A 13,124-nucleotide genomic window follows, 5' to 3' on the forward strand; every position below is an offset into this window, starting at 1 on the left:
TGTCGTTGCTATCGCCGCTTTCGGCCTGTCGCTGCTGCCACCGCCGCTGTCAGCGTTGCTGTTGCCGTTGCTGCTGTCGCTGCCCGGCCGCAGTGGCGCGGTATTCGTGTGTGGGGAGCATCGAATGTCGCCTTGTCGCTGCTGCTTTCAGGCTGTCACTGCCGCGCTGTTGCCGTTGTCGTTGCCGTCGCTGTCGTTGCTATCGCCGCTTTCGGCCTGTCGCTGCTGCCACCGCCGCTGTCAGCGTTGCCGTTGCCGTTGCCGTTGTTGCCGTTGTTGTTGCTGCCGCGCTGCTGTTGGTTGCAGTGGCGCGGTCTGGTTAGCTGCTGATTGCGTAGGGGCGGCGGACTCGGCGGGCGAATTCCAGGACTTGGGCGATGGCGGTGCGGGAGAGGCCGACTTCGGCGCCGATGCTGGTTGGGGTCCAGGATTGGTCTGCGAGCATGAGGATTTCGGCGAGTTGTTCCACGGGGATGACGGAGAGGCCGCGGCCCGCGATTGCGCGGGCGACAGACCATACCTCGATATCGTCGCTCTCGGAGCCGAGGTTCTCGGTCAGCAGGTCCTCGGCTGAAAGTGATTGCACGACTTCGCTGATCACCTCGCTGGTGGTGCGGCGAGGTGTCTCATCCGCAACGAGTTGCCTGGCATCGGCCTCGGATGCTGGGGCCTGATCCTCGTGATCGGCTGCGGAGTTGTCGGCGCTCGAAGCGTGGTGACCCTCCATTGCTCGTGTGATGCGTTCGGCCGGGGTCGGTGACGCGGAACCGCGGGTAGCACGCTGGGGGTCGGTAAGTGCGCCTGCGCGCGCGGAGGATTCGGTGCGAGTGCTGGACTTCGCGGGAGGGGGAGCGTCAGCTGGTGTGCCCGTGCCCGCAGCGGTTGCGGTGCGGGACACCGTGGCGCGATCGATGTCGGCCGGTGCGCGGTCCCCGGTGTCCACACTGGTCTGCGCGACGGATTCGACCATTGCCGTATCGAAAATGCTCAGCTGCGATTGTGCTGCCCCCCGCTGCGGTTCCGCTTCTCCGACAACAGAAGTCGCGCTCGCATTGCGATTGGAAAGTTCGTCGCGACCGGACGCCCTGGTCTTGGCATCGGGCTGAAAGCCTGCAGCCCCGGCGGCCGTGTGCTCGTCCGGAGTGCTGGCGTCGGCCGCCGTCGCAGTCCGGAGGTCGATATCTGTAGCAGGAACAGTCGCGTCGTCTGTGGCAGGCAAAGCCCCGCGATCGTCGGCCGCAGGTGCTGTACGGGGCTCGAAGCCGCTGGTATTGGAAGCCGTGTGCGCGTAGCGAGTGGAAGAAGTAGTCGCGGACGCGGTACGGACGTGGGCGGCGACAGTCGTGCGCTCATCGGGAGCAGTCACCGCGGTCTGTGGATCGCGACCGGTTGCGGCAGTCGTGTGCTCATCGTGGGTGCCGACCGCATTCGATACAGCTGCCCGGGGCACGAAACCCGCGGCAGCGAAATTCGCGCGCTCATCGGCACCGGTCTGGGAGGCGAATCCGTTCGCGGCAACGGCCGTGCGCTCGTCGCGGGTGGTGGCGGCACTCTGCGCTGCCGTCTGTGGCGCGAAGTCCGTGGCGGCGAAGGTCGTGCGCTCATCGGCAGCGGTCCCTGGCGCGTCCAGAGGCTCGAACCCGGCAAAAGTCGTGTCACGAGCAGTCACTGGTGCCGTCGCGGACTTGCCGCGCGCGGTGGCATGCGCTGCGCCCTCGGCACTCGCAGCGGTATCAGGTGCAATGCGATGATCGAGGTCCGACGCATGAAATGCGTTTTCGCCGAGGCGATTCGCGCCAGTTGCCGACGTATGGGCTGACGATGTTCCGTTGGCATCGGTGAAGGGCCGCGCGGTGCCGTGGATCGGATCCGTCGCACGCACCGCGTGACCGGTGCGGTAGTCGTCGCTCGGGATCTGTTGAGTGAGGCGGCCGTTCGTCGAGCGGGTGCTCTGCGCGTGGTACACGAGGGTTTCCGTGCAATCGAGGCGCGAGACGGGAACCGCGTCGGGTTGCGCGGCCCGCATCGCCGCTTCCACGACAGGGGGATCCATATCGACCGGGAAGCGGACACCGGCTTGGTCGAGCAGGGGATCGAAACCCTTGGCGGCGAGCAGTTCTCGACGGTCGGTGGGTTCATCGGCACGGAACGTATCGATGGGTGCGCCGCGCTCGGTGGTGACCCGGTGCCGGGGTGGCAGGTCGGGTTCGTCCTCGACCATCGGGACACCGTCGATGAGCAGGGCGTATCGCGCGGAAACCCAGGCGTGCAACCAGATGACGACGCCGACCATGACCGGTGCGATCGCGTATTCGGCGGCCTGGCCGAAGGATCCGGCGGCCAGGTGCGGGCCCGCGTTGAGCGCGATGGTCGTGCCGAGCAGCGCGGTCTCGAAGAAGACGACCTTGCCGCGGTCGAGTTCGCGGCCCCAGCGGGCGGCCGTCGTCGCGGCCACCATGATGGTGATGATCGGGATCGAGATCATCGCCTCGATCCCATAGCTCAACCAGTACAGGGGATCTGCCATATTCCCGCTGGGCACCAGGTTGTGCTGCACATTCACCCCGGCCCACACCATGCCGAGCAGCACGACGGCGATCAATGCGCGCGAGGACCATTCGGCTCGCCGGTACAACTGGGCAAGGCGCGCATCCTGATTCGAAACCCGCCGCCGCGCCGCCAGTGCGCGCCGATGCCAGCGGGCGTCCGCGTCATCGGCGCGCTGGATGGCGGACATGGTTCGCCGGTTGCGCTTCTCCGCGGTGAGTTCATCCTGGACGGCCCGTTTCCGCTGCCCTCGCCGCTGCGCCCGAACCCATTGCGCGAGTTCGCGTTCCGCATCGATCTCGGCATCCGATAATGCCTGCACGAGCGCCGCGTCATCCTGCAGCGGTAACCGGCCCCGCGCGTTCGCGACCCGCTCGGCCAATGCGGCGATCTCGGACCTACCGGTCGACTGTTTGTCGCGCATCGCGAGCCTTCCCAGGAGCAGGTGTCATACCGACGCAGACCTACATGCTCGAACATATGTGTGATCGCACCGAGATTAAACCGCTACCCGCCCGAGGTCAATGCTGCGCACCCCGAAAACTCGAACAAATGCGCGAATCGCGAGCTCCCCGGCTTGCGCGGAATTCGGGTCAGCTGAGGGTGGTGTGCCAGACGATGGCGGCGGCCAACGCGCCCGCGCCGTTTATCGACCAGTGCAAGGCGATGGGGGCCAGGAGGCTGCCGCTGCGGCGGCGCAGCCAGGTGAAGACGACGCCCGCGGCGGCGGTGGCGAGGACGGCGAGCAGGATGCCGATGATCTGACCGGCCGGGCCGCCGCCGATGAAGCCGGTCAGGCCGCGGTTGCTGGTGGTCAGGCCGAGGGAGGAGGCGATATGCCAGAGGCCGAACAGCAGGGAGCCCGCCGCGAAGACACCGCGGACGCCGTAGACGCGGTCGAGCGTGCCGTGCAGGACACCGCGGAAGGCCAGCTCTTCCGGAATCGCGGTCTGCAGTGGGATGACGATCATCGATGCGATGAGCGCGCCGGAAATGGTGGCGTAGCGGTCGGCGAGGAAGAACGGCCGCGTGATCGGCAGCAGCGCCCCGATCGCGACTACCGCGAGTACCAAGCCGACCGCGCCGAGCGCCCAGAGCGTGCTGCGTCGCCAGTGCCGTGGTGCGAGTCCGAGTTCGGACCAGCCGAGTCCACGTCGCCGCATGAGCCCGAGCAGCACCACGGCGGCGATCGGAACGGTGAGAATGCTCGCCCACGCGGTGGTGAAGTGGGCGATCAGATTCGTGCAGGCCAGGACGATCACCACAACGGCCACGTCGAGATAGGCGTGCAGTTTGTGGCGGGGCGGCGCCGCTTCGTCGAGGTCCTGTTGAAGCATCCGGCCCAGTCTACGGATGCCCGCAACTGGCGCGACGGGTTCGGCTTCAGGGGGTTGCGTCATCAACATGGTCGTACCTTGTTTCGCGCTACGCTCTGTCGGCGTTAATGCCGACCCGCCAACCCTGCGGATCCGCCCATGCCTGCAGCGTCCGAGCACTGTCGAACCGGCGCGGCGCGCCGCTGACCGGGTCGGTGAATTCGAGTGATGTGGCCAGCAATTGCAGGGGCCGAGTGAAGTCGTGCACAGATTTGTCGGCGAGCACCGGATAGAAGTCGTCGCCGAGGATCGGAATGCGGAGTCCGTTCATATGCAACCGCAGCTGATGGGTGCGCCCGGTCAGCGGCCGCAGCCGGTAACGGCCGAGGCCCTCGCGCTGCTCGAGCAATTCGATCCAGGTCTCCGCATTGGGCTCACCCGCGACCTCCTGCGCGGCGAGCACCTGCTTCTCCTTGATGATCCGGCTGCGCACCGTGCGCGGCAGTGTCAGCTCCGGATCGAAGGGGGCGATGGCCTCGTACTCTTTGCGCACCGTGCGCTTGTGGAACATCGTCTGATAGGCCCCGCGTCGGGCCGGATTGATCACGAAGAGCACCAGCCCCGCGGTGACGCGATCGAGCCGGTGCGCCGGAATGAGATCGGGTAGGTCGAGTTCGCGACGTAGCCGCACCAACGCTGTCTGCAGGATGTGCTGGCCGCGCGGAATCGTCGCCAGGAAGTGCGGCTTGTCCACCACGAGCAGATCGTCGTCGCGGTGGACGATCGGGATATCGAACGGAACTTCGGTCTCAACGGGTAGGTCGCGATGGAACCAGACCGCGCCGCCCGGCACATATGCCGCGTCCGGCGCGATCGGACCGGATAGATCGACGATCCCGCCCGCGTCCAGCAGCTCATCGATGCGCGCGGCGGGGACACGAGGCAGCCGATCCACCAGATGGTCGCGAATGGTCGCCCAATCGCCCTGCTCCGGTAGGCGGAGCCGGGCCGGATCCAGGCCGTGCCGCTTGGGCAACGGCGGCTGCTGCCTCCTTCTCATTACCGACGACCTTAGTCGGCGACGAATCCCCAGCTCACGGCCGGGTCGGGCTCAGAATCCGCGCAGCCGATCCGGGGCGACGCGCACCGTGACCGAGTAGTCGGCGTGGAACTGTTCCTCGGTCATCGAAAGCGAGGCGAGTCCATCGGTGTATTTCTCGGTGAACGCGGCGACTTCCGCCGGTGTCGGCCCGGTTTCGTCGATCCGCGCGGTGCCGGTGAGAATCACCACGTCGCCGCCGGTCGCGGTGCTGTTGAGATGCAGCGACACCCGAGAATTGCGGGCGATATTCCGCAACTTCGGCTTATCGGCCTGGCTGAAGATCAGGAATTCACCGTCGCGCCATTGAAACCACACCGGATTCGGCTGTGGTGTTCCGCTGGGGCCGACGGTGGTCAGCCAGATGACATTCTCGCGTTCCAGGCGGTCGGCGACCCTGGCACCGAATGCGGTGCCGGTGTCGACGACGGGCGTGGCGGAGCGATCGGATTCGGTGGTGGTCATGATTCTGCCAACGCCGACAGCGTGCAGTCGATTCCGAGGCGGCGCAGTTGCGCCATTACGACTACGGCTCGGCGCGTTCGTCCAGCACCATTCGCCGGGACTCGACCAGCGTCTGCCGGGCGCGGCGGCGGACCTTGCAGCTATCGACACTGCAATTCAGATGCACCTGCATCGCCCGGTGCGCCTGCTGCTCGGTCAAGGTGCCGGGATCACGGCGGCAATCGCCGATATTCGAAATAATTGTCGTGACAAACATTTCACATCTCCAACCGCAGTCGCAATCTGTGTAGCTGCATAAGCTAGTAATGCTCGTGCACGAAAGTTGCTGGGATAGTGCGTCGTTCACACAAGCTTCCCCGGCGCGTCGAAGATGTGTTGCCAAGTGCGTTGAGAGAACCGGTCATTCGGTATTGAACAGGGGTTGGTGCTCGCAGCGCCGATCGGCCACCTCTCGCCACTGCTCGTGCCTGGGCGTGGAAATCGTTGTCGGAGGCAAGCTCTCACTGTGCGAGCTTCACATCGAACTCCTCGGCAAGTGTCCTACCCTGTGCGGCATTTCGGCCCGGTGAGCAGCGGCGGCCAGCGTGTGGGGGCGCATCCCCTTGTTGGCGGGTCTTATGAAGTTGCCCAGATGGGATGCATTGTCGTCTGTGTATCGACAGCCGGGATTTCGGTAACGCCGGGATGAACTCGGCGCTAACGTGATCCGCAAATCGACTCCCGGCGGGCAGCGGGATCGATTGGCAGGAGGTAACAACGAGTGTTTCCTCGAATTGCGTGTCAGTAGTCGGACGAACCATTCCTAGCGGTTGGTTCGGAAAGTAGATCGCCGCGTGCTCTGCGGCGAAGATCGTTGTGCGAGGGGATGTTCCAATGTCAACAGTGGTGGCGCCGTCGAGCGCGCACGAGTACGCGTCCGATAGATACACGAAAGGGTTTGCGGTATTCGAAGAATGGCAACTGCACCGCTACAACCGGGAGAGCCATCTCGGCCGTCCGTTGCGCACCGCGCGGCTGGGAATTCGCTATCTCACGCTGCCGCATTATTTCGGCAGAGTGCCACCGATCCGGCTGTGGTTGCGGCGTTTCGGTGGGCCGCGCGTGCTGCCGGATTTCGCCTGCGTCGGCGCGCTGAAGTGTGGCACCACCGACCTGGCCAGCTACCTCATGCAGCATCCGAGCATCCTGGCGCCGCTCACCAAGGAGATCGGGCACGGCTGCCCGCACATGTGGGGTCCGTTCTTCCCGACGGAGCGGCAGAAGGCCGAGGTGATGCGATGTACCGGCCAGGCGCTCGCGGGCCATTTCGACCCGCTGCTGCACGATCTTCCGTTGATCGACAACTACAGTGCGGCCCGACCCGACGCCAAGATCGTGATGATGTTGCGCGATCCGGTGGATCGCGCGTACTCGCATTACAAATGGGATCTGTTCCTCAGTAACAAGGACGGCCTGCGCGCCGTGCCGTACGGCCGGACCTTTGCCGACTACATCGGGTACGCATTGGAGATGTTTCCAGCGCCGCCGCCACCGACCACGCTGCCCTCCATGCCGGTGCTCGGCACCGGTGTCTACGTCAATGCGGTGGCCCGCTGGCTCGAGGCGTTCGGCAAGGACAACGTCTACATCGTTACCGCCGAGGACTTCTTCGCCGATATCTCGAAGGCGGTGTGCGGCATCCACGAATTCCTCGGACTGCCCGCCATCGAGCCGGTCCGTCATCACGTCTTGAACCGCAATCCGCTCGAAGTCCCGGAGCCCGACGAGGGTTCGGTGGCCCGGCTGCGCGAGTTCTATCGCCCGTGGAACGAGAAGTTGTTCGATGTGATCGGGCGTGACCTCGGTTGGAACGACCACTAGATAACTTAGCCTAACCTACCCTCTGGGCCGATCTTGTGTGAAGATGGGTGCCGATTCCGGCGAGAGGCTCCGCGAAGGAGCGAGAGGGGCGAGGCAGATGACGGTGGAGGAGACCGGAAACCGGCCGCCGAAGACGGTGCTGAAGGCGCGAAAGCAGCAGGAAGCGGCGGCGCGCAAGGAAATCCTTGCGCCCGTGCGCCGCACGCTGACGCTCGCGAGCATCATCGTGGCCATTGCCTCGGTCGGCACCGTCGTACCGTTCGTGCTGATCGTCGCCGCCAGCCGGGAACTGCTCGCCGACCGGGTGGATACCGATCGGGTGTGGCGACTGCTGCTGATCGCGGTGGTGGTGCTCGTCGCGCGCGGCCTACTGCAGGCGGCAGCGCTGACCTGGTCGCATCTGGTCGATGCCGGATACCAGCTGACGTTGCGCCGGTTGTTGGCGGCCAAGCTGACCAGGGTGCCGCTCGGCTGGTTCGGTGAACGCTCCTCCGGCGAGGTGAAGAAGTATCTGCAGGACGATGTCGAGGCGCTGCACTATCTGGTCGCGCATGCGCGACTGGAGTTCGTCGGCGCACTCACCGTGCCGCTGGTCACCCTCGGCTACCTGGTCAGCGTTGACTGGCGACTCACGCTGGCACTGCTGATTCCGCTGATCGCCTACATGGTGCTGTTCAGCCGGATGATGGATCAGGACGGCCGCGATCGCATGGCGGTCTATACCCGCTGGGAGCGCCGCACCCAGGACGCCACCATCGAATTCGTCGACGGCATCCAGGTGGTGCGGGCGTTCGGTCAAGCGGGCAAGGCGCACACCGTGTTTCATGAGGCGGTGGACGGACAAGCCGACAGCCTGAATCGGTTGAAGATGCCGATCATTCGCATCCAGTCGGCCTCCGACATCGTGGTCACGCCGGTCTTCGTAATGCTGGTCGTCGTAATCGCCGGACTCGCCGCGGTGGGATTGGATTGGGTCGCCCCGCTGGATGTATTGCCGTTCTTGCTCGTCGGCCTCGGACTCGGCAGTGCGCTGCTCGGCCTCGGATACGGAACTCAGGCGCTGCGGGCCGCCGGTGCGGCCGCGGTGCGCCTGCACGAACTGCAGCAGACACCCGAATTGACTGTGCCCGAGGCGATATCGGCGCCCGATCCAGCGGCCGCTGGTGTGGTGCGGTTCGAGGGCGTGAGTTTCGGATATCGCTCGGATCACCAAGTGCTGCGCGAGATCGACCTCGAGCTGCGGCCGGGCACCATTACCGCGCTGGTCGGGCCGAGCGGGTCGGGTAAGTCGACGCTCGCGAAGCTCCTGCCGCGCTTCTACGACGTCGGGGACGGGCGGATCACCGTCGCGGGCCGTGATATTCGCGACTTCTCGACCGAGGAGCTCTATCGCACCGTCGGATTCGTCTTCCAAGATGTGCGCTTGATCCGCGGCAGCATTCGCGAGAATCTGCGGCTGGCCCGGGCCGAGGCCGATGATGCCGCACTGGAACAGGCGGCACAGGCGGCCCAGATCCACGACCGCATCCTGGCGCTGCCGCGTGGCTACGATTCCGAGATCGGCGTCGACGCGACGTTGTCGGGTGGTGAGGCACAACGACTCTCGATTGCCCGCGCGCTGCTCGCCGATACTCCGGTGCTGGTCCTCGACGAGGCGACCGCTTTCGCGGATCCGGAGTCCGAGGCTGCGGTGCAGGATGCGCTCGCGGTACTGGTCGCGGGCCGGACCGTGCTCGTGATCGCGCATCGGCTGCACACCATCACCGGTGTCGATCGGATTCTGGTGCTGGAAAACGGATCCCTGGTCGAGCAGGGTGATCACGCCGGTCTGCGCGAGGCGGGCGGTACCTATCAGCGACTCTGGGAAATCAACGAGGCGGCCCTGGGTGCGCTCGCGCTGGTCGAAAATGTCGAGGTGACACGATGATTCGCAAGGTGCTCGGGCTGATTCCGGCGGAATTCGCCCACCTGACGCCGAAACTGCTGGCGGCCATCATCGCTCAGGCGCTGAGCCAGGCGGTGGCGTATCTGCTGTTGGTGCCGGTGCTGGAGGCGCTGTTCGACAACGAGCTCGGTCGCGCCTGGCTCTGGGCGCTGTGGATGCTGGTCGCGGTCGCCGGGGTCGTCGTGTTCGGATATCTGCAGGCCGTACTCGGTCTGCGCATCGGCGTCGGCATGCAGCGCGGGCTGCAGACCAGGCTCGGCGATCATCTGAATGCGCTGCCGCTCGGCTGGTTCGAGACGCACAGTGCCGGGCCGCTGTCGCGGATCGTGGTCGAGAATGTGCGTGAGATCCAGGGCCTGATCGCGTATCTGCTGACCAAGGTGCTCACCAGCATCGTGGTTCCGCTGGGTGTCGCGCTCGGCATGCTGTTCATCGATTGGCGGATCTCGCTCGCCATGTTGCTCGCCGCGCCGGTGCTGTTCGTGGTCAACGGTCTGGCCAATCGCGCTTACACCCGCTCCGATGCGCGGATGCACGAGACGGCGGCCGAAGCCGATTCGCGCGTGGTCGAATTCGCGCAGGCACAGCCGGTGCTGCGGGCCTTCGGTGCGGTGGGGCCGGGCAACCGGGCGCTAGACACTGCCCTGGCGCGGCAGCGCTCGGCGATCACCCGATTGATGTTCGCCTCGGTGCCCGGTCTGATCGTATTCGCGCTGTTCGTGCAGGCCGTGTTCCTGGTGCTGGTCTACATTGCGGTGGGCCGGGTTACCGACGGCGCCGTTTCGGCGGCGGCCGCTATCGCGCTCATCGCGGTGAGTTCCCGGTTCATCGAACCGCTGAATCAGGCCGCGCAGCTGGGCAATGCGTTGCGGTCGGCCGCGGCGGCCGCCGATCGGGTCACCGGACTGCTCGCCGAACCCGTACTGCCCGAGGCGAAGTCGTCGGTGACACCGGGTGCGCCATCCGTCGTCTTCGACAATGTCTGCTTCGGCTACCGGCCGGGTGAGCCGGTGCTGTCGGAGCTGAGTTTCGAGGTGCCCGCCGGAACCACCACCGCGATCGTCGGGCCGAGCGGCGCGGGCAAGACGACACTGCTGCGGCTCGCGGCGCGGTTCTACGATGTCGAGGCGGGCCGGGTCGTGGTCGGTGAGCACGATGTGCGCGAACAACCGTCGGAGACGCTGTTGGATCAGCTCTCGCTCGTCTTCCAGAACGTCTACCTGTTCAATCAGTCGGTGGCGGACAACATTCGGATCGGCCGCCCCGATGCCACCGACACCGAACTGCGCCGTGCGGCCGAGGCGGCCAGGGTGGACGAAATCGTCGAACGGCTGCCCGACGGCTACGACACCGCGGTCGGCGAGGGCGGTACGACACTGTCCGGTGGTGAGCGGCAACGGGTTTCGATTGCCCGCGCGCTGCTGAAAGATGCGCCGATCGTGCTGCTCGACGAGGCGACCAGCGCGTTGGATCCGCACAGCGAGGCCGTCGTGGTGCGCGGGGTGCACGAACTCACCAGGGATAAAACGGTAATCGTCGTCGCGCATCGGCTGGCCACCATCGCGCATGCCGATCAGATCCTGTTCCTCGATGGTGGCCGGATCGTCGAACGCGGTACGCACGCGGAACTTCTGGCGCTCGACGGCCGGTATGCCGACTTCTGGAACGAGCGGTCGCGGGCCACCGGTTGGCGGTTGGAGCCCGCACCGATCTAAGGGACGGGACCGCCATGGATATTCGGGTGACCGGCCGCTGCCTCCTGGATGTCCCCATCCCGGAGGAATGCGACCAAAATATCGTTGGCCGCACGTTGCGTATCCACCGGTCCGCGCTCACCCCCGATGAATTGGGCGACGGCGATTCGCGCAGGCGCGGCGAGGAATAGCGGCACGTCGGTGAAACCGATGTGGTTGGCCTCGGTGATTTCGTAGCGGAATCCGGTCGCCTGGAGACGCTGGATGAGGTCGCGGTTGCGGTCCAGGTACTGCGCGGAATGACCGGTCTCCGAGTGATCGCTCTCCAGCAACAGGAACGGCTGTTTCAGGGCGGGCAGATCTCCGTACAGGGTGCCGTCGATATTCGCCACCGCCTTGATGCGGGGCTCGTCGGCCGCCGCGGCCACCGCGCTCGCGCCGCCGAACGAATGTCCGATCGCCGCAATGCGATCGGTATCGAGGTGACCCGAGAGTGCGCCGATGGCGTCGGTCCGGTGCAGTTGATCGAGCACGAAACGCAGGTCGCCCCTGCGGACTCGGAGGTGGTCGGTCATACACCGCTCGCCGTCCGCATCGTTCTCGGGAAAGTCATCGGTCGCCGTCGCGACGTTGCCGTCCGCGAGTCCGGTGACCGCCACCGCATCGCCCGGTGCCGACACGTCGCCCCGAAGTCGCACCCAGCTCATCCCGAAGTATGACCCGGCCTCCGCCCGCATGCTGCGCACCTTATCGCTGCCGAGGGGGTAAAAAGGTGGCTGGCGAGGAGATCAGGAACGACCTTTCGACTACCCTCGGCGGATACGCACGGCTCGGTGCGGGCCGCGGGGGTTATTTCCAGTAAGCGCGGTATTTGATAGCGGTTTTCGGCAGCTCGTGGGTGGTTTTGAGCGCCTTGACGATCGAGCGCGTGGTGTGGCCGTCACAGGCGACCCAGGCGAAAGCGTCCTTCGGGCACTGCATTTCGTTGGCCTGCTCGCGGAGGAGTCTGCCGTTGTCGATCCGCTGCACCCATTTCACCTGGTGGTGCGGCTTATTGCGGACCGGGAGCCCGGTGTCGGATTCGTATTGCCATTCCAGCCAGACCCGGGCGGGCACATCGCCGATCGCGTCGAGCAGTGAGTTGACGGCGGGCAGCGACGCGGTATCCCCGAAGATGACGAACTCGCTCGGGAGTGGTTCGGGCAGTTGGAAATCCGAGCCGAGCACCGAGACATCGATCTGGTCGCCGACGGCCGCCTTTTGCGCCCACATCGAGGCGGGCCCGTGGTGCACCGCGAATTCGATCGAGAATTTGTTCTCGTCCGGATCGGGGTCGACCAGCGTGTAGCCCCGCTGATGCTCGCGCTCACCGTTCGGAATCCACAGCCGCACCCACTGCGTCGGATGCACCGGATGATCGGCGAGCAGTCCGCCCGCGTCGAATCCGAGCCGCATGTATTTGTCGCTGATGTACTCGGTCGAGGTCACCGTGAGCCGGTAATCCTCGGCGCGCCACGCCTTCAGCATCAACCCTTCGAAACCTCTACCCATGCAGCTAAGGTTAGCCTAAACACACTCTGATGTCGTGGGGTGTCCGGTGAAACTACTCCGAATGGCCGTGCGGCCCCGAGGCGGTGATCTGCCACGGGGCCAACTCGCGTGCGTCGCAGGCGATTACAGGTTGCAGGGCAGCATCGCGACGCTCGCGATGGTGCATTCGGCCTCGCGGGTCAGCTTCCAGGTGCCGTCGATCTGCTTCCAGGACAGGTCGAAGTACCAGGGGTCCCAGCCGTCGATGGCGGTGGTCAGCTGGGCGGTGAGCAGATCGCCGGAGACATTGACCGGGCCGAGCACGTCCCAGCGGAAGCTCGGCGGCGCCGAGGCCATGACGCTGCCGACCTGGTCGACCAGGCTGAGACCGGCCTCGCCCGCCTCGAGTTCGGCCGCGCGGGCGGAGCGCGAAGCGCCGGTGTTCAGCACCAGTTGCAGCTTTGCCTTCAACTCGCCGAGGCCGGGAGTGGCGGTCCGCATCGGCGCGCCGATGGGCGCGGCGGTGGCCGGGGCCACGGTGGCGACGGTGCCGAATGCGCCGATAACGGCGGCCGCGGTGAGTGAGAACGCCGCGGTGGCAAGGCGCGCCACCGGCCTATTTCTGGTGCTGAGCATCGGATCATCCAATCGTTCGTTTGCCGGGAGGT

Annotated in this window: 12 protein-coding genes; 4 read left to right on the plus strand and 8 right to left on the minus strand. The window is 65.8% G+C overall.

Annotated features, from left to right (window positions below; genetic code table 11):
* Positions 1-330: hypothetical protein (locus tag NP3_RS50090; RefSeq protein WP_218025058.1), on the plus strand; the 330-nt coding region annotated here is incomplete at its 5' end.
* Here the strand turns inward: NP3_RS50090 and NP3_RS43110 are convergent.
* The 5 genes from NP3_RS43110 to NP3_RS43130 form a co-directional block, all read right to left on the minus strand.
* Complete coding sequence (locus NP3_RS43110) at positions 320-2,971, minus strand: hypothetical protein (protein ID WP_063047467.1); 2,652 nt, start codon at positions 2,969-2,971, stop codon at positions 320-322. The two genes, NP3_RS50090 and NP3_RS43110, sit on opposite strands and share 11 nt — an antisense overlap.
* A gap of 169 nt (positions 2,972-3,140) precedes the next feature.
* The gene (locus tag NP3_RS43115) at positions 3,141-3,884 is read right to left on the minus strand and encodes a CPBP family intramembrane glutamic endopeptidase (RefSeq protein WP_063047468.1); all 744 of its coding nucleotides are present in this window, start codon (positions 3,882-3,884) and stop codon (positions 3,141-3,143) included.
* An 88-nt stretch (positions 3,885-3,972) separates the two neighbouring features.
* Positions 3,973-4,923 (minus strand): RluA family pseudouridine synthase, encoded by a 951-nt coding sequence (locus NP3_RS43120; RefSeq protein ID WP_063047469.1) that lies wholly within the window; start codon positions 4,921-4,923, stop codon positions 3,973-3,975.
* Positions 4,924-4,974: 51 nt separating this feature from the next.
* Positions 4,975-5,427, minus strand: coding sequence for a TIGR03667 family PPOX class F420-dependent oxidoreductase (locus NP3_RS43125; RefSeq protein ID WP_084509649.1), 453 nt, complete (start codon positions 5,425-5,427; stop codon positions 4,975-4,977).
* A 61-nt stretch (positions 5,428-5,488) separates the two neighbouring features.
* Positions 5,489-5,683: a hypothetical protein gene (locus NP3_RS43130; protein WP_040686559.1), complete on the minus strand. Its 195-nt coding sequence runs from the start codon at positions 5,681-5,683 to the stop codon at positions 5,489-5,491.
* 617 nt (positions 5,684-6,300) lie between these two features.
* Between NP3_RS43130 and NP3_RS43135 the strand changes: the two genes are divergently transcribed.
* The 3 genes from NP3_RS43135 to NP3_RS43145 all read left to right on the plus strand — a co-directional run bounded on the left by NP3_RS43135 (position 6,301) and on the right by NP3_RS43145 (position 10,947).
* A complete protein-coding gene (locus NP3_RS43135) occupies positions 6,301-7,287 on the plus strand; it encodes a sulfotransferase domain-containing protein (RefSeq protein WP_084509650.1) in 987 nt (328 codons plus the stop codon).
* A 97-nt stretch (positions 7,288-7,384) separates the two neighbouring features.
* Entirely contained in the window at positions 7,385-9,214 is a 1,830-nt protein-coding gene (locus NP3_RS43140; protein ID WP_084509651.1) for an ABC transporter ATP-binding protein, read from the plus strand.
* Positions 9,211-10,947 carry an ABC transporter ATP-binding protein gene (locus NP3_RS43145; RefSeq protein WP_063047472.1) on the plus strand — a complete coding sequence of 579 codons (1,737 nt, stop codon included), beginning with the start codon at positions 9,211-9,213 and terminating at the stop codon, positions 10,945-10,947. The genes NP3_RS43140 and NP3_RS43145 overlap by 4 nt, the downstream gene beginning before the upstream one ends.
* Here the strand turns inward: NP3_RS43145 and NP3_RS43150 are convergent.
* From NP3_RS43150 to NP3_RS43160, 3 genes are all read right to left on the minus strand, one after another.
* Positions 10,944-11,663, minus strand: a complete 720-nt coding sequence (locus tag NP3_RS43150) for an alpha/beta hydrolase (RefSeq protein ID WP_157124935.1) — start codon at positions 11,661-11,663, stop codon at positions 10,944-10,946. The two genes, NP3_RS43145 and NP3_RS43150, sit on opposite strands and share 4 nt — an antisense overlap.
* 112 nt (positions 11,664-11,775) lie before the next feature.
* Positions 11,776-12,477 carry a siderophore-interacting protein gene (locus NP3_RS43155; RefSeq protein ID WP_063047474.1) on the minus strand — a complete coding sequence of 234 codons (702 nt, stop codon included), beginning with the start codon at positions 12,475-12,477 and terminating at the stop codon, positions 11,776-11,778.
* 123 nt (positions 12,478-12,600) lie between these two features.
* Complete coding sequence (locus NP3_RS43160) at positions 12,601-13,092, minus strand: MTB12 C-terminal domain-containing protein (protein ID WP_063047482.1); 492 nt, start codon at positions 13,090-13,092, stop codon at positions 12,601-12,603.
* Positions 13,093-13,124: the final 32 nt, after the last annotated feature.

The organism is Nocardia pseudovaccinii NBRC 100343 (assembly GCF_001613225.1).
GTDB lineage: Bacteria > Actinomycetota > Actinomycetes > Mycobacteriales > Mycobacteriaceae > Nocardia > Nocardia pseudovaccinii.

Excerpts from the sequence above, each read along its gene's own strand:
- NP3_RS43145 (WP_063047472.1), top strand. The coding sequence starts at position 9,211 with ATGATTCGCAAGGTGCTCGGGCTGATTCCGGCGGAATTCGCCCACCTG.
- NP3_RS43155 (WP_063047474.1), bottom strand. The coding sequence starts at position 12,477 with ATGGGTAGAGGTTTCGAAGGGTTGATGCTGAAGGCGTGGCGCGCCGAG.
- NP3_RS43120 (WP_063047469.1), bottom strand. The coding sequence starts at position 4,923 with ATGAGAAGGAGGCAGCAGCCGCCGTTGCCCAAGCGGCACGGCCTGGAT.
- NP3_RS43135 (WP_084509650.1), top strand. The coding sequence starts at position 6,301 with ATGTCAACAGTGGTGGCGCCGTCGAGCGCGCACGAGTACGCGTCCGAT.
- NP3_RS43160 (WP_063047482.1), bottom strand. The coding sequence starts at position 13,092 with ATGCTCAGCACCAGAAATAGGCCGGTGGCGCGCCTTGCCACCGCGGCG.
- NP3_RS43110 (WP_063047467.1), bottom strand. The coding sequence starts at position 2,971 with ATGCGCGACAAACAGTCGACCGGTAGGTCCGAGATCGCCGCATTGGCC.
- NP3_RS43150 (WP_157124935.1), bottom strand. The coding sequence starts at position 11,663 with ATGCGGGCGGAGGCCGGGTCATACTTCGGGATGAGCTGGGTGCGACTT.
- NP3_RS43115 (WP_063047468.1), bottom strand. The coding sequence starts at position 3,884 with ATGCTTCAACAGGACCTCGACGAAGCGGCGCCGCCCCGCCACAAACTG.
- NP3_RS43130 (WP_040686559.1), bottom strand. The coding sequence starts at position 5,683 with ATGTTTGTCACGACAATTATTTCGAATATCGGCGATTGCCGCCGTGAT.
- NP3_RS43140 (WP_084509651.1), top strand. The coding sequence starts at position 7,385 with ATGACGGTGGAGGAGACCGGAAACCGGCCGCCGAAGACGGTGCTGAAG.
- NP3_RS43125 (WP_084509649.1), bottom strand. The coding sequence starts at position 5,427 with ATGACCACCACCGAATCCGATCGCTCCGCCACGCCCGTCGTCGACACC.